Source organism: Methylobacterium amylolyticum, from assembly GCF_030700245.1.
In the GTDB taxonomy this organism is placed as follows: Bacteria; Pseudomonadota; Alphaproteobacteria; order Rhizobiales; family Beijerinckiaceae; genus Methylobacterium.
The window spans coordinates 1-15,871 of sequence record NZ_JAUYZI010000047.1 but is presented as its reverse complement, the minus strand read 5'-3'; the positions used below and the strand labels follow the sequence as shown (position 1 = coordinate 15,871).

The 15,871-nt window shown below is 62.3% G+C and carries 15 protein-coding genes and 1 pseudogene; 7 read left to right on the top strand and 9 right to left on the bottom strand.

All coding sequences use genetic code 11. The features are described from left to right. The first annotated feature begins 297 nt into the window (after positions 1–297). Both Q8W71_RS25515 and Q8W71_RS25510 read left to right on the top strand, forming a co-directional pair. Positions 298–423 (top strand): hypothetical protein, encoded by a 126-nt coding sequence (locus Q8W71_RS25515; RefSeq protein ID WP_305528227.1) that lies wholly within the window; start codon positions 298–300, stop codon positions 421–423. Between the two features lie 143 nt (positions 424–566). After that, the gene (locus tag Q8W71_RS25510; protein WP_305528226.1) at positions 567–1,310 is read left to right on the top strand and encodes a hypothetical protein; all 744 of its coding nucleotides are present in this window, start codon (positions 567–569) and stop codon (positions 1,308–1,310) included. A gap of 103 nt (positions 1,311–1,413) precedes the next feature. Here Q8W71_RS25510 and Q8W71_RS25505 read toward each other — a convergent pair whose 3' ends face one another. Both Q8W71_RS25505 and Q8W71_RS25500 read right to left on the bottom strand, forming a co-directional pair. Continuing rightward, complete coding sequence (locus tag Q8W71_RS25505; protein ID WP_305528225.1) at positions 1,414–2,487, bottom strand: FkbM family methyltransferase; 1,074 nt, start codon at positions 2,485–2,487, stop codon at positions 1,414–1,416. A 194-nt stretch (positions 2,488–2,681) separates the two neighbouring features. Beyond that, positions 2,682–3,761 carry an SGNH/GDSL hydrolase family protein gene (locus Q8W71_RS25500; protein ID WP_305528224.1) on the bottom strand — a complete coding sequence of 360 codons (1,080 nt, stop codon included), beginning with the start codon at positions 3,759–3,761 and terminating at the stop codon, positions 2,682–2,684. An 888-nt stretch (positions 3,762–4,649) separates the two neighbouring features. Here Q8W71_RS25500 and Q8W71_RS25495 point away from each other — a divergent pair. After that, the gene (locus Q8W71_RS25495; protein WP_305528223.1) at positions 4,650–5,090 is read left to right on the top strand and encodes a hypothetical protein; all 441 of its coding nucleotides are present in this window, start codon (positions 4,650–4,652) and stop codon (positions 5,088–5,090) included. Next, entirely contained in the window at positions 5,087–5,467 is a 381-nt protein-coding gene (locus tag Q8W71_RS25490; RefSeq protein ID WP_305528222.1) for an HNH endonuclease, read from the top strand. Before Q8W71_RS25495 ends, Q8W71_RS25490 begins: the two co-directional genes overlap by 4 nt. A gap of 566 nt (positions 5,468–6,033) precedes the next feature. Here the strand turns inward: Q8W71_RS25490 and Q8W71_RS25485 are convergent. The 6 genes from Q8W71_RS25485 to Q8W71_RS25465 form a co-directional block, all read right to left on the bottom strand. Beyond that, positions 6,034–6,759: an FkbM family methyltransferase gene (locus Q8W71_RS25485; RefSeq protein ID WP_305528221.1), complete on the bottom strand. Its 726-nt coding sequence runs from the start codon at positions 6,757–6,759 to the stop codon at positions 6,034–6,036. A gap of 529 nt (positions 6,760–7,288) precedes the next feature. Continuing rightward, complete coding sequence (locus tag Q8W71_RS32965) at positions 7,289–7,576, bottom strand: Dabb family protein (protein ID WP_370875532.1); 288 nt, start codon at positions 7,574–7,576, stop codon at positions 7,289–7,291. A gap of 325 nt (positions 7,577–7,901) precedes the next feature. After that, positions 7,902–8,495, bottom strand: a complete 594-nt coding sequence (locus Q8W71_RS25480) for an acyltransferase (protein WP_305528220.1) — start codon at positions 8,493–8,495, stop codon at positions 7,902–7,904. A 258-nt stretch (positions 8,496–8,753) separates the two neighbouring features. Next, positions 8,754–10,325, bottom strand: coding sequence for a phage terminase large subunit (terL, locus tag Q8W71_RS25475; protein WP_305528219.1), 1,572 nt, complete (start codon positions 10,323–10,325; stop codon positions 8,754–8,756). After that, the gene (locus Q8W71_RS25470) at positions 10,325–10,918 is read right to left on the bottom strand and encodes a DUF5681 domain-containing protein (protein ID WP_305528218.1); all 594 of its coding nucleotides are present in this window, start codon (positions 10,916–10,918) and stop codon (positions 10,325–10,327) included. Before Q8W71_RS25470 ends, terL begins: the two co-directional genes overlap by 1 nt. Positions 10,919–10,928: 10 nt before the next feature. Next, complete coding sequence (locus tag Q8W71_RS25465; RefSeq protein ID WP_305528217.1) at positions 10,929–12,119, bottom strand: DNA modification methylase; 1,191 nt, start codon at positions 12,117–12,119, stop codon at positions 10,929–10,931. A gap of 1,161 nt (positions 12,120–13,280) precedes the next feature. On the opposite strand from Q8W71_RS25465, the gene Q8W71_RS25460 reads away from it, so the two are divergent. The 3 genes and pseudogenes from Q8W71_RS25460 to Q8W71_RS25450 all read left to right on the top strand — a co-directional run. After that, positions 13,281–13,742: a hypothetical protein gene (locus Q8W71_RS25460; RefSeq protein WP_305528216.1), complete on the top strand. Its 462-nt coding sequence runs from the start codon at positions 13,281–13,283 to the stop codon at positions 13,740–13,742. Further along, positions 13,739–14,116 carry an HNH endonuclease gene (locus Q8W71_RS25455; protein ID WP_305528215.1) on the top strand — a complete coding sequence of 126 codons (378 nt, stop codon included), beginning with the start codon at positions 13,739–13,741 and terminating at the stop codon, positions 14,114–14,116. The genes Q8W71_RS25460 and Q8W71_RS25455 overlap by 4 nt, the downstream gene beginning before the upstream one ends. 100 nt (positions 14,117–14,216) lie before the next feature. Continuing rightward, positions 14,217–14,558 (top strand): annotated as a pseudogene (locus tag Q8W71_RS25450) (transposase); the annotation flags it as partial. A 244-nt stretch (positions 14,559–14,802) separates the two neighbouring features. Here Q8W71_RS25450 and Q8W71_RS25445 read toward each other — a convergent pair. After that, positions 14,803–15,831: an IS110 family RNA-guided transposase gene (locus Q8W71_RS25445; protein WP_305528214.1), complete on the bottom strand. Its 1,029-nt coding sequence runs from the start codon at positions 15,829–15,831 to the stop codon at positions 14,803–14,805. Positions 15,832–15,871 lie beyond the last annotated feature (40 nt).

The following is a 15,871-nucleotide window of genomic DNA, read 5'->3' as shown; positions in this document are numbered from 1 at the left end:
CCAAGGAATTGTGGAAGCGTGCCGGAGGATCGGCTGCGCGAGGGCTCGACAGCTTCGACGACAATCTACCTTTCTGCAACGCGGCCTACGTGTTCGGGCCACCCAGGCGGACTGGGTCAACCTTTTCCGCCTCGACGACAATGCAGCGTGCTTGGTGTCGAAGCGGGAAGAGGATAGCAGACTCTCCTGGCCGGCGATAATCGTCGGTTTAGTGCGGCTCACGGCAGCGCAACGACATTGAGGCCGAGGGCTGTTTCGTGCTCCTCCGCGGCGCCGGGTGGTAAAGCAGTCCTTCGTGTGGAAGACCTGTTGTCCGCACCTTTTTTCCAGAAGCGCTACGCCATCACGCCGGAGCGTCTCTCTTTTATTATCTTCGGCAACCTCATGCTCAACCGCGCCAAACCAATGATGGCGGTTCGATAATAAATTCTAAACTCTGCATTGCCACAAATCAGAGTTTTGGAGGGCAGGTTTGACTCTTCTTATCATTCAACAGCGTATATTTTTTTAATTGCCATGATTTTTTACTGATTGAAATAAAATTCACAGACTAGAAGCGAGTAGTCTTGGAGAAACTCCGCGAGGCTTTAATGACTGTGCATGTCTTTGGCGACAGCCATGGAAACTATCTCTTTTCAAGAACTGAACAGACAATCTTGCACTGCACGGTCGGACGAACCATGCACCGTGTTGCTCGCGACGGCATCGCGGACATGGTGCAGCCTGTTCACTTAGGTGTTGATGATACTGTTATCTTCGTCTTTGGCGAGATCGATGTGCGCTGCCATCTGCTGCGAGTCGCGGCTTCGAAGGGACGCTCACTTCAAGAGGAAGCCAACGATCTCGCGGATCGGTATATCACCGCATTAAGAAATGCGTTTGCCGGTTTTCCAAGCCGGCCGCGGATTTGCATCATGGGCGTTGTTCCACCGATCGATCCTCTCGTACAGAATCCTATTTTACCCCATACGGGCACGCTTTCAGAACGCTTGGTTGCTTGGTTTCTCCTCAATGAAGCGCTTCGGGCGCAAGCCCAAAAATATAAATGTGTTTATGTTGAAATCCCGGCGAGGTACCGCTCGCTGGACGGGTCGCTCAAACGGCGGTATAGTGACGGAATAGCTCACATTGCTAAGGACTGTTCCGAGGCTGCGGTTCGGGCAGTCGAGAAAGCGCTTGGTATGCGTCTGGCATTTCGCCGACTGCCAGTGCGGCGGAACTTTATGCGCACTATTATGCGGCAAATTGCGATTTTAAACGACGATTACGCTGTCTTGTGGACACTTGGTGAATCCAACGTAGATAGATAGATATTGCGTGCGGATGATATGCCGGCCAGATACACTATGGGTATAGTAATGATTATGCGGGTGGCTCCAAATGTTCAATCCGGCACGCCTCAATACTGATGCGTCATAGGATAAAGACTTTGTCGAGGTGAAGGTAGGTCCGCTCGGCGAGCTGCAGCCGCACGTAACGCGCCTGCTCGCGCGACAGCTGGAGTTGCAATGGCCTGCCGTCCGCTCCTCCGAACGTGTAGCCGCCCTGGTCATGCACTAGCCGCCACGCTTCGCCGTCGTCCGACACCAGCACGCGCAGCGTTCGCGATCGATCTCGTGCTGCATCCATCCGGTTGAAGATCCGCACCTCGTTTAGTGGCTTTACCGCCTCGAGATCCACCTGCCACCATGGTGCGTCCTCGATGTCGGTGTGGAACCCGGGCCGGCCCGTGGGTGCACCATCGAGACACCCCATCGGGCTGTCGGCCACATCGAAATGCGACCACTCGCAATAGCTACTCTGTGCCGCGGGCTTCCCCACGCTCAAGACCCCGTCGTAGAGCGGTAAGGTGGGATACTCCGGGCGCTTCCGGCAATAGAATGCCTCGCCGTGGCCGGCCTCGTTGAGCTGTAGCCACCGCGGATTGAGGCCGAACTCCTTCAGGAAGGCGGTGACCTCCTCCAGCGTGCACCCACCCTCGTAGAGCGGTGCATCGCTCACCTCGACATACACCCCGTCGACCTCCGGCAGGCTCTGCGTCGCGCCCCGCAGCACTCGCAGATCCGCCCCCTGTGCATCCACCACCAGCAGGTTTGGCACCCGCCCCGGGCCGTGCTCGGCCACGATCGCGTCCACCGTCGTCGTCACCATCCGCTGCACGCCCGTATAGACGATGTCCGGGTGATGCTCGGCGTGCGCGCCCAAGCCCAAGAGGCTCGAGGACTGCCCGCCGTTGCTGGCCACGTTGAACAGCACCTCCTCGCCCGCGCGCTCGGCGCAGACGGCCTGGATCGCCTTATGAAACGGCATGCCGGCGAGGTTGGCCTTGAGGATGGCGAAGGCGTCGGCCACCGGCTCGACGTACAGGCACGGGCTCGCCCCATTCGCCTCATAGTCATTCCGCTCCTGACCCTCATTCGCGCCGACATGGAGGATGCCGTTCACGAAGAAGCCGGCGACGTTCATCTGCTGCAACGCTTCCAGCATCAACTACTCCTCGGGCGGTGACCCGACGGCTACGGCTTCATCGGATAGCGCGCCTTTCTGTTCCGTAATTGTGTCGCACTGGGGTCGGAGTCCCCTCCATACGCGTGACCTCCGGCGACGTTGGCGACTTCCGGAGGACGCCATACGTTAGGGCGCACCGGTCGCTCGCCCAGTAGGGGGCCGCATCCTGATCCTTAGCGAGCCGTTCTCAACAGCGGTCGCCGGAATACGCTGCGGAACCACGCCGTCGCATCGCCCCGGCGCCCTCCGTCGCTGCAACGGCGCACCGCGTCGAACACGTTGTCAGCGAGGAACTGGCTGACCGTAGCGCGGCCGGCGCCGTCATAATGCACAACATTGGTGAATAGGCCGGGGCCGACGTCCGTCAGGACTCGGCTGGCGTCAATCAGGTGCAGGTTGCCCGGAAGACTTCGAACCCGCAAATCCGTCAACGCCGCCTCGAAGCGATCGTAGAGGCGGGTGAGATAGGCAAGTGTCCCTGGAGAAGCGAGACTAGCCTCTGCCGGCTCCAGGCTGCGCTTCCGCACAACAATTGGTTCCAAGGCGTAGAAGACCGGGATGTCGACCGCCCGTGCCAGCCGGACAAACTTCCGCAGCGAAGCCTCGTAGCTGCGCGCGACGCTCGCTTCCCAGTCCGGCGAGCCGTAATCAACACGCTGCCGGCTCTGCCGAAGCAGGTCAAACGCGCCATCGATCACACCATCATAGTCGAGGCCTGACTGCCAGGATCTATCGTTCGTCTCGCTAAAGTAATGCGCGTAGAGATATTCTATAAGGAATGCGTTGTAAGGATATCCTGGACGCGGATCGAACGTCAGGGGCAGGAAAGCATCGGTTCCACCACTAAGAACTATAAGTACGTCCGGATCGAGATCAAGTAAGCGGGTCCAGATCAAAGCGCACATTTGTTCGGTGCAGGACGAGACCACACCGAAGTTAAAGACTCGGACGCGGTCGGAACAAGTCGCCCGGAGGAGATCCTGGAGCCTGCCCGGTACCAAATCCTGCCAACTCGCGCCATCCAGCATCGTGCTGTCGCCTAGGACAAATATCCGGATCTCGTTCGGATCGGTGCGGTGTCCGGCCGGTTCAGCGTTGAGAAAGCCAGCGGCATCGTAGGGCAGGCACTGGTGTTCGGGGCAGTGGCCGGGTCGGCCTGTGAAGCCGACGAAGGGAACAGGATATCGAACGGACGCGTCGAAATACCGAACGTGGTGGAGAAATTTCTCGCGGCGTCCCGGCTCATCATTCATGGACGACATATGCCACATCGGAACGTCAAATAATTTAGACCGCACAGTACTCTCGGGTGCTCTCTGTGTCATGCTCCCATTGTTATCATTTTGGTTCGACGATCATGATCGTTGCAAAATTGCTACGTCTGGCAGGGAGATCTGAACCGCCACTGCGGCTCGGGCTCGAAGATCGGAAACCAAGGGTGTCACCCAGCATGTTCTCAGGCACTCGCCGACAAATGAGGCGCGGATCGTCCGCTGCATGCTGCAGGCGCAGGACGCCCCGTCGGGTCCTTGGACCAGACGAGACGATGATCTCAACCGGCGGTCACGGCGCGCCGTGCATGCGAAGGGAGGAGATCCTCCGGCAGTCGTCGTTTGGCCCTGGATGCACCAAGCCGGCGGAACCTCGATCGCCTGTCACATGCGTGATCCGGCGAGCGCCGCACAGCAAACCGCCCTTGAGGGGCCATCCATACGGATGGCTGCGAATTGGAGCGTCCATGCTGAACCACGACGCAGCGACCAGCCGACACCGCAGTATTTCAATGAGCGGCCCATATCGACTCAGATCCGCCGGCCCACTTGAGAAGCGGCCGATCGTCCGAACGCGGTCCAGGCCTAGCTCGGCCGCGGTCGAGGCCTGACGAAGGGCAAACCCATTTTCTTGCTGTCGAGGTAGCCCCGCCGACCGTCCTGGTCGTGAGCGGGGCTGGAGCAGTGGCGGGGCCCTTCCCGCCGCTGAGCCGGACGCATCCATGCCTCACTCCTTATATGTAACTCGCCCACCGGCCCGAGGGCCGCGCAACCGTCGCACCCAATTCGGCAACGAGCCCAGATTGGACAGGCCCGCCGCCAGGCCACACCCTTCCGCCATCCTCGCTCCTCGGACTGCGTGAGGCAGGGATGCGAGACCGCACCATTTCCTGGGCCGCAGCGCTACGCGATCTGAAGGCCGACCGGGCCACACGCCCCATCACCCGCGAGGAACGCCTGCGCTCCACCGCCGGCCTGCGTGGATCACCACCCGCGGCGCTCAGCGCCTGGCGCGGCGTCTCGGGCCGGCGCTACGTCGTGGTCGTCCACGGCTTCGATCAGCCCGACCTCGTCACCGCTCACCCGGCGGTCGTCCTCGCCGTACGCCGCGATGCTGAAAGTCGTGCCAGCCCCGTCGCCGTCCGGGCCTGCGAAACTGGCGATTCCGGCTATCTCGGCTGGCTCGCCGCCTGCGCGCAGCTCGGGGCGGTCGAGATCCACGTACACCGCTTGGCGGAAGGTCAAGCCGAGCGCGCGGCGATCGCTAGAGATTTGACCGGACCGGTGCCCGCTGCCGGGGTATCGCCATGACCCGCCGCGAGTTCACCAAGGCGGTCCAACGCGCCGCGCTCGCACGGGCCGGGGGCCGCTGCGAAGGAGTACTGACGGACGGCACCCGCTGCCCCTGCACCCTGCAGGTCGGGCGTTTCCACTATGACCACATCATCCCGGCGGCACTTACCGAGGACGCCTCGCTCGCCAATTGCCAGGTCCTTTGCCGACCCTGTCACGCGGCCAAGACGGCCACCGATGTCGCCGTCATCGCTCGCGTGCGCCGCCAGCGCGACCGGCACACGGGCATCGCCGAACCGCACCGCCGTCCGCTGCCGGGCAGCCGCGCCAGTCCGTTCAAGCGGTTGATCGGCGGTGGGATCGTCCGCCGCGATACAGGAGAGCGTCTTCGATGACGCTGGACGGTCCGCGGCGTCACGAGCCCGACCCTCAGAGCCGTTGCCACCGAGCAGGACCAGACGTGCCACCTTCTCAACCTCAGCATCCGCCCGGGCCGGATCCGCTACGGCGCGTCCCGCTCAACCTCGGCCGCCTCGACCTGCTCGGGCACAAGGTCCAGCCGCTGGAACTCCCGTTTGATTTTCCTGCGCGGGCGCTAAAGAAGGCGCCCGGGTGTGCCGCGAGCCGCACGGCCAGCAGGGTAACGATCGAGAACAGAACGGGCAGTCAGGCGTGGCGTGGGCGATCACGATATCCGACTACTACCGCTGAATTTCGACGCCGAGGTGGCGACAGACTTCCAAGAGAGGCAATCCGACGTCCCAGCGCCGTTACGCTCCACAACACGATCATCTCCGGCCCGCGCTCGGGGTCAGTGCAGTGCAGCGCGGCCTCCGCCTGCCTTATCCCAGTACACTGGGCCGTCAATTATGGGGTCCTGTGGCTTTTACTCCTGAAGAACGCCATTGAGCCTCATCGCCGTAGGCTGCAACCCCTTGACTCAATCCGACCGGCAACGGCTCTAAGCACGTCGATTTGGGAGAAGCCAGTCGCGCCACGTTGGCGAGCGTACAGGCTGATCCCAGGCTCGCTTGTTTCTCAGCAACATATCATGCTTGAACATTTCAACTAATTCAAAATCAGGCAGAAGCTTCAATATGGCGCTCGCATCTAGCGCCCCCTTATATAATTCCTTTTCAGAAAATTCGGTATAGAAAAAGCGAGTATTCAGCAGAGTCTTGCGCCCGCCGGCTATTAAGTCCTGCTCAGCCCCTTGAACATCAGCCCATATGAGATCAATGTATTTGACTCCCACTTCTTCTGACCAAGCATCAAGAGTCGTCACCTCCACCTCTATTGTGTTATCGAATTTGACCCAGGGAAATTCATGCAAATGCTCTTTAGGCGGGCGGATAGAGCCGGAATGGTCCCAGCCCTCAGGATGGTATTTTTTAATGTCTTCCTCCGGCGTCGCTGGTGGAACACCATCACTTTGGTAGAATGTAGTCTTGCCGATATGATTTCCGAGCGCGCATTCCACCATATGTACTCGTGGATTACCCGGCCTCGATTGAAAATTCCTTATCGGCCGCGGATCCGGCTCAAAAGCGAACACCTGCCCGTAGGGGAACCACTCGGCAAACCTTACACTCTGGTCCGCCATGTGCGCGCCAACTTCTAGAATGGTGGGATTGCTGCGCCCAATAAGATCAATGAGCTGATCACGGTCTGCTCCGTCTCGCAACATGTACAGTCTCTCTCGAACTTTTATCTCAGAGCCAGCAGCCGGCGATGTCGGCCTATTAGCTCTTTTCCGAGGGATAAGCTACATGCCGACGAGCGCTGCGAGCGCTTGGGCCAGCTGTCCGATATCTTACCAGCGTCTCAGCCTTTTTTATTTAAGGCGGGGGTGAGGCTCGCGTCCTGGAGCCGCGGATCACCCAGCGTGCACTCGAAGATATTGCGAGATGGAGGTGGGCGAATTTGATAAAATCTTAAAAACTTTGTCCGTTGCATTCCCAGGCTGACGGGGACTCAGATATTGATAATTGACGATAATAAAAATATAATAATTAACGAAATATATAATAATGCATCATTGCCAAAACCAGCAGTAATTCATCCGTATCGACGCGGGAGAGCTGTTGGAAAGGTAGCGGAACAGTCACTTCGAACCCCTCGATGTCCAGACAAGCAAATGCGTGGAGGTTCAAAACTGCAGCAAATTTCGCATGGTTTTTAGATACTTAAAACCTACTCTCTCTGCCGAGGACCTGCTAATCGGCCAGAGGCATAGTCTCAGCAACCTGTGCCATGCCTGCCAGGGCCTCCGCGTAGTCCGGTAGAGCGCGGAACGCTTGACGCGCCTCCTCTGTCCCAAAAACGACCGAGAAGGCATGCGTGAAGCCGTCCGCGCGTGATCGAGGATCAACATCAGGGCCGCACGCGAGAGAATTCACCGCGCCAACACGGTCACACAACGCAATGAGGGATTGTAGGATTGCATCGCGCTCCATAGAGGCAGCACAGCTGTTGAATTTGAGCAGAAGAGTATGACGGATCATCGGACGACCATGTTGTTGCCACTCGTCAGACTGGTAGTTCCGAGTGTATCTGATACCACTAAATCTGATTTGGCGCCGGCCTTCTTATCCATCCCGTCGCTCACGCGCTTATCCTAATCTTCTTCGCCCGCCCATGCGCGCCACAATTCAGGACCTTATAGGCCTGTTTCGCGAGCTGCGCCTCTTCACGGCTGGGTGCGCCGAGGTCTGAGGTGCACCCCTCGATCTCCGGACCCTTATTCCGACACGATCCGGTGCGCCATCGGTATTGGTCTGGCAGAACGCATCATAGATCCGCTCGCAATCGGCACTCGCGCCCCACTTTTCATTCCCGCCAATTGATGCCCGAGCGCAGGACCCGTGCCGGGTTGCCGACGATTAGACTGTTCGGCCCGAAGTGACCCGTAACGATCGAGCCGGCACCAACGACGGAATTGCGGCCGATATCCGCCCCTTTTAACACCATCGCCCGTGCCGCAATCCAGACGTGTTCGCCGACGCAGATATCCGCGGCTTGGTTGATGCGCTCGCCCGTCGAAACGTCGAAGATTGGGTGACCGTCTGAAGCCGCGAACACCGTGTCTCCAGCGATCAGGCACTGCGCACCGATATTGATCCGCCCGCCCTCGTGCGTGCTGAGGTTCACCGAACCTGCGAAGCCAACCGAGCGCCCGATGTCGATCCGGGCACCCTCGCCGAACAGGTTCAAGCTTAGACGGCCGATCACACAATCCTGGCCAATCGACACCGAAGCACCCGACCCGATTGTAAGGGTAATGTCGCCGCTGGACACCGGTCCGTCGATCTCGACCCGTGCGCCCACGCCAGTGAATAGGATCGTGCCCGTTGAATAGCGACGGAATTTCTCGGACAACACAAGGTTGTTCGCGCTTAGATTACCGCGGATCTCGACCGTCATACCATTCCGTTCCGGTTTTGTCGGGTCAAATCTGGGTCGTTTTGGATCGCCCCTATCAAGCCCGCAATTAACAGAGCAATCGTAAATCTCATAGCGCGCAGGACTACGCCCGAGCATCCCGAACCTACAAGCGGCGCCCCTAAGACCTGCTCGTCCGCCTCTTCCGCTAGAGCTGTAGCCGCGATCATGGTTGCATAAACGGCAGCACGCCCATCGGCAGCCTCAGCCTCGCCGAAACATCCTGTTGATGCACCAAAACTAGAGCGGTACCCGGTCACCCTCACGCCAGCGCGCTGGAACCGACACCCGTCTCGGCTCGGAAGTGGTCGGCGTCACATCAGCCGCGTGACCGTCCGTGATCGTGTCATCGCAGGACCGTCGACGCGGGCTAGCCCGCATGCTCTCCCGACTGCGGCGAGCCGGAGGCTCAACCCGGCCCTGCCGGCTCGTCAGGTATTGCAGCGCGTAGCTCGTCGCGTCGACCTGATCGTCGTGCCGTCCGTTCGGAAACGCCAGCAATTCCGCGACATAGGCACCCAGCCAAGGCGCATTGACCGGAAGATGGATCTGTCCGGCTTCAAACCTCGCTGATTGGGCCAACAGCCGCGCCTCCTTGTCATAGCGGGGTGGGATAAGGATCGGCCGTAGCATATTGGTCTGCCGCAAATCGTGGAGGAGGGCGTGGCCTAAGTGCGTTTTCTCGATCAGCGTCACATCAGCCTGCCATCTCTGGTGCAGGGCAACGATCGCTCGGCGCAAGTCTGGCGCCTCGAGACGGTCGCGAACGACGTCGAGCAGGTAGAAGTCTAAACCTACGGCGCCCCAGACCGTCCCGACGGACCAATCGGCGGTCTCTGCAAGGGTCGAGGCAGTGTCCCAGGCAACGACCACACGGTCGAAGCGGGGAGGGGGTCGATCATAGGTGCGCAGCCATTCGCGGCGAATTACGTTGCCGCCAGCCGAGGCCGGATCCTGCTGGTACTGAGCTTGGAACGTCAGCGAACCCTGCGACCGTCGAATCTGCTCTAGAACCTCTATCGGATCGCGCTCCGGATGGAGAAGCTCGCCCACCCGACGCCGGTGGACGTCGCCCCGCACGTCGCTCAGGCGATGCACCGTATCCTCATTGGCGATCGCCGGCAGCGACACGACTTCCCACGCATCCCGCTCGAGGACATGTCCGACGAGGTCATCGGCGTGCAGGCGCTGCATCACGATGACGATGGCGCCACGCTGTTTGTCGTTCAGCCGGGTGAGCAGCGTGTTGTCGAACGCTTCGTTGACGCGCCGTCGCTCCGCCTGAGACCGAGCATCGACCGCCTTGATCGGGTCGTCGATCACGATGAGATCCGCGCCGCGCCCGAGCACCGCACCTCCCATGCCGGCAGCCAGAATCGAGCCTCGGAGTGTGGTCGTCAGCTCGAGGTCGCGTGGAGGACGACCGCCCAGCTGAACGTTCGGGAAGGCCGCGCGAAACCACAGGCTCTGCGCTACCATCCGCCGATCGACGCTGAATTTCCGGGCCAAGTCCTCGGTGTGTGACGTGCAGATGATCCGTCGCGTCGGATCCTGTCCCAGCGCGAACAGCGGAAACGCCACGCTCGCGATGATCGATTTGCCTGAGCGCGGCGGAACGTTGATGATCAACCGGCGGATCTCGCCGCGCAGGACGCGCGTGAGCATCCAGCAGAGGTGCTCGTAGTGCCAGTTCGGCGAGAACGCGGTGCCCGGCTCGAGCGCGGCGAAGCTCCGCTCGACAAAAGTGGCGAGATCCCTGCGAAGGGCGGCCGACAGAACGTCAAGCGCAAAATTCTCGTGAGCAGCAATCATCACCCGACCTCCGATCCGTAGGACGGGTCAGATGCGCCATTATCGTTGTCGCTGACCGATGCCGCTCCCCTCGCATCGGAAAGCTCGACCGTGATCTGGCGGCGCATGCGGGCGAGATGATTGTCGAGCGCGTCCTGACCGCGGGCGAGTTGCGCATCGATTTCAGCCGGATCAGCCGCGGTCGCCCCGAGACTGGCAAGCTTGAAAACGGATAGGCCCGCGCGTACATCTCTGAGGCCTTTGACGCACAGCCCACGGAAGATGGCCTCACCGATGGTGATTTCCATCGTCTTTCCATTCAGCGTAATCACGATTTTCTCGGATAGAACGCGCGACATCATCTCCTGTAGAGGTTCGATCGGCTTGCGCGGCCTGCCGCGCCGATTGCCTGAGTGTCCCGGAGCGAACCGTCCCCCGGTCGTGCGGTCGCCCGATTCCGGCCGGAGGTCATCGAGGCTTTCCGATCTTTCCCGTGGCCTGAGATCATCCTGCCCCTCGAGGACGCTCTCGATGGCGTCGCTTGAGACGTCCTGTGACGCGCGGTCCCCACGATACTCCGGGACCGGCTCGATGTTTTTTCTCTTGCGAGACATGCCGGCCACCTCAGGCGATCGCCGCGACGGCCGAAGCCGCCCGTTCGTTTGGTTGAGCCTGCAGCCGCATCTCGGCTACCTCGGCGAACGTCAGCCCTGATTCAGCATGGCGGGCAGGCGACCCGGTTAGGGCTTCCATGCGCCGCACGGCGACATCGACGTAAACGGGATCGAGCTCAATCCCACGCCCGATCTGTCCGGTGCGGTGAGCAGCGAGCAAGGTCGTGCCCGAGCCGCAAAACGGGTCGAGGATCAGGCCGCCGCGCTCGGAGGTGTCGAGCAACGCGTCGGCGATCAGTCCCACCGGCTTCACGGTCGGGTGGAGCGCCAAAGCCTCCTGCCGTCCCGCCCCGAAACCGTTGAGCCCGGGCGCAGACCAGATCGTGGTGCGGTTGCGTCCATGGCGGCCCAGCGAGACATTGTTGATATGCCGGCCGCGCCCATGCTTCATCACCAGCACGAACTCGGCCTGCTGGCGGTACAGGCTACCCATCCCACCGACGCCCTTGTCCCAGACGCATGTGGTGAGCTGCGTGAGACCCGCCCCACGCGCGGCAGTCAGCAACGGCAGCATGCCCCGCGCGTCGATGAACATCTCGACGATCGCCCCGTCTTGCAGATGCGGGATCATCGCGGTGAGGAAATTGACGAAGAAGGTCGAAGCTTCGGCCTCACTCATGCCCGATCCCTCGACGAACTCGCCGTGTGTGCCGCTGACGTACCCGGCGATGCGACAGCCGAATGGGGGGTCGGTCGCCACCTTCTGAGCACGCTGGCCGCCGAGTAGGGCGACGTAGCTGTCGGCCGTCCGGGCGTTTCCGCACAGGAGGCGATGGCCGCCGGTGAACTCCCAAAGATCGCCGGGGCGAGAGACCGCTGCGCCCGGCATGTCAGGCAACAGGTCAGCGGGATCGGAGCCATCAATGCCGGGCGCCGCCAGCGCGAAGTCGACCTCCGGCATGCTGAAGCCCGTGAATGCGATCAAGTCGGGGTCAATCGCCAACAGATGTGCGAACTCGCCGGCGAGGACCTCCGGGTCCCACCGGCTCTCCTCGCTAATCTTGTTCAGCGAGATCCGAAGGGTCCGGATCTCGGCGTCCGAGAGATGATCGACGGCGATCGTCGGCACCGTCTCGTGGCCAAGCTGGAGGCAGGCGGCATAGATCGCGTGGCCGTCGATGATCTCACCGGTGGCGGTCACCAAGATCGGGACAAGGCATCCGAACCGCACGATATTCGTAGCGAGGCGGTCAACCTGTCCGCGTCCCCGCCGCCGTAGCGGCCTATCGAGCGGGCGCAGCGTGGCGATCGGCTGATGCGTGACCGTGACGCGCGCGGGAGCCGTCCGTGTTACCGGCGAGATCGCGGTTGGGCCTGAGCGGGCCCCTACTCGCGCAAGGCGCTGGCGCACACGAATTGTGGTATTAGTGGTCATAATGGCTCTCGCCCCGCGCAGGTGGAAGACCGAACAGCAGAATGCGTGCCCAACGGCGCCCCAGCAAAACTGCGGCACGTTGAATCTGCATCCAGGCTGCCGGACTTTCGCAAGTACGCGCGATGCCGAGTGCCTGCCTCCCTCGGTCTATAGGGGAGGAGACTTGGAAAGGGATGCTTCCGCTACCGGCCCACAAACAAGCGTGGGCGCCGCGGGTGCTTCCGTCCACTGACGAATCAGCAAGAACGACCTTAGCGCAACCTTAGCTGGAATGGCAAGCGGAATGGATCAGCGGTCAAGCCAAGCGGATGAGACCCGTTCATGGGCTGCGTGGATCGCAATTAGCGTGAAAAATGCAAGGCTCCTTTTGAAGAGATTTCCGCACTATTGGACTGGACTACACCGCGAGTTGGAGCTTTCGTGGGGCTATGACCGAACAGTCCGGCAGAGATGCCGCAGTCGATTCGATGGCTATGAATCGCGCGCAATTGACCGACATACAAAGCGAAAGATCAGATCTTGGATTGCTTGATTCTCGTGCATGCGCAAAGAAGCCAGAATTGAAACTATTTCTGATAATCGCCACGGAGACGTGGATTTGCTCGGATCTACCTCGTCGAGGCGATTCCAATTTGAGTACCGGTCATAACGCGGCGTCGATCACGGTCGGCCCCGCGCGCGGTTGATAAGATATGTCTTCATCGATGCCCCGCCGGCGACCTCAGCCGAGTGCGGGGCCGGGGCAGTGGCGGGGCATATCCCGCCGCTTGATTGGATGCTCCGTCTCAATGACCCACCCCCTCATATGTTTGTCGAGGCAGCGCTCGCCGGATGCGCGCACCCGCCTCCCGGATTGGTTGATCCCGGATCTCGCATCGGAACACTCCGCAGGCTGGCCTTGCCGCAGCACACTCCTCGCCCCGGAGAGTGCGGGAGGCGCTCATGCGTGACCGCACTCTGTCCTGGGCCGCGGCCTTGCGCGACATGAAGGCCGACCGCGCGACCAGACCGGCGATCCGCGAAGAACGTCTGCGCACCGCGGCCGGATTGCGCGGCGCTGCCCCCACCGCCCTCAGTGCATGGCGCGGCGCCTCCGGACGGCGCTACGTCGTCGTCGTTCATGACCTCGATCAACCCGACCTCGTCGCCGATCAGGCGGCGGTCACCCTTGCCGTGCACCGCGACGCCGAGGGGCGCGCCACCGCTGTCGCCGTCCGCGCCTGCAACGCCGGCGATCCCGGCTATCTCGGTTGGCTCGCCGCCTGCGCGCAGCTCGGGGCGATCGAGTTGCACGCGCACCGCTTGGCCGAAGATCAGGCCGACCGCGCGGCGATTGCCGCGGATCTAGGCGGACCGGCGCAGACGATCACCGCTGGAGCGCCGCAATGAGCCGCCGGGAGTTCAGCAAAGCGGTTCAGCGCGCCGCTCTCGCCCGCGCCGTAGGGCGCTGCGAGGGCGCTTTAACCGACGGCAGCCGGTGCCCATGCAGTCTGCAAGCCGGACGCTTCCATTACGACCATATCATCCCGGCAGCGCTGACCGAGGACGCCTCGCTCGACAACTGCCAAGTGCTGTGTCGCCCCTGCCACGCAGCCAAAACAGTCATCGATCTCGGCACCATCGCGCGGGTGCGTCGTCAACGTGATCGGCACGTGGGCATCGTCGACCCGCATCGCCGGCCACTACCGGGCAGCCGTGCTAGCCCGTTCAAGCGGCTCATCGGTGGTGGAATCATTAGACGCGACACCGGAGAGCGCCTTTGATAATGCCTGAAATTATATCTTCAGAATCGTGGTTTGGTCTGTAGTAATATAGGGCGCCCAACAGAACGGCAGGGAGGCGGGTTTGCGGCGATGGGTCGAAATGGCTCGCCCGCGTTTGCCCGATGATCTCTGGGACGCGATCGCCCCACTTCTACCGCCGCCCCGGCCGCGCCCGGAGGGCAGTCGGCCTGCGATCGCGAACCGGGCGGCGCTGACGGGCATCCGCTTCGTGCTGCGCTCGGGCCTGCCGTGGGAGATGCTGCCGGCCGAGATGGGCCGTGGCTCGGGCATGTGTTGCTGGCGACGGCTGCGGGATTGGCAGGCGGCGGGCGTGTGGGCGCGGCTGCATCAGGTACTGCTGGAGCGCCTGCACGCGGCCGGCCAGCTCGACTGGAGCCGGGCCTGCCTCGACAGTGCGTGGGTGCCGGCTAAAACGTATGGCCCGCCCCGTCCGCAAGTGGCTCTGGATCCGCTGGTCTGAGCAGTCTGCATAAACGTATCCGGCCTTTCGGCGGAGCCGTTGGCCAAGATGGAGATCCGCGCATTCCGGGCCTCATAAAGGGGACGGCGTCGAGCGCCATTTTACGGGAGAGGCTTCCAGAACACCGGTCGACTGTCAGGCCATCTTCTTCTCACCGCCCGCAGACATCGGAAGGCCAGCGCATGTTCCGCCGGCCGAACTCGGATCAGGCGGCGACCGCCGCCGGCTCGTAGACCCGCCCGTGGCGCAGCAACGCCCAGACGATGCGGGCGATCTTGGCGGCCAGCGCCACCACCGCCGTGTTGACGTGCGCCCGCGCCAGCAACCCGCGCAGCCATTGCCCGAGATGGGTGTCGCTCTGCCGCAACGAGGGCAGCGCGGCGCGCGCGCCCTGGATCAGCGTCTTGCGCAGGTACTTGCTGCCGCGCTTGGTGATGCCGACGAGCCGGGGCTTCCCACCTGTCGTCACCTGCCGCGGCACGAGGCCGAGCCAAGCCGCTAGGTCGCGCCCGCGGGCGAAGGTCGTCACATCGCCGATGGCTGCAACCAGCGCGGTCGCGTTGAGCGCGCCGATCCCCGGGATGGTGGTCAGCCGGCGTGCGTCCGCGTCCGTGCGGGCCTGCTCGGCGAACTCAGCGTCCAGCGCGGCGATGCGCCGGTCGAGGCCCTGCCAGCGCTCACGTACCTCGGCCACGAGGGCGCGCATGCGTGGCGTGAGCGACGTGCCCGCCTCCATGTCGAGCAACTCGGTCAGACAGGCGGCCAACTTGGCGCGCCCTTGCGCCACGACGTGGCCGCGCTCCAGAAGGATGGCGCGGATCTGGTTCATCAGCGCCGTGCGCTCACCGACGAGTTGGTCGCGCACCCGGTGCAGGGTCTGCACGTCGAGCTGCGCCTCGGTCTTGAGCGCCACGAACCGCATCGTCGGGCGGGTGGCCGCCTCGGCGATGGCCTCCGCGTCGCGATCGTCATTCTTGTGCGCCTTGACGTAGGGACGCACGTACTCCGGCGACATCAGGCGGACCGTGTGGCCCTGCTCGGCCATGGCGCGGCCCATGTGATGGGCACCGCAGCAGGCCTCCATCGCCACGACGCATCCCGGCAGCTTCGCGCCGAAGGCGATCACCCCCTCGCGCCGCATGCGTCGGCGCAGCACGACCCGTCCCGCCGCGTCCAGCCCGACGAGGCTGCAGCTGTTCTTGCCCAGGTCGATCCCGAGAACCGCGATCGTCATCGTCCCGCTCCCTTCCTCTTCTCGGCTCACTGCAAGCCTA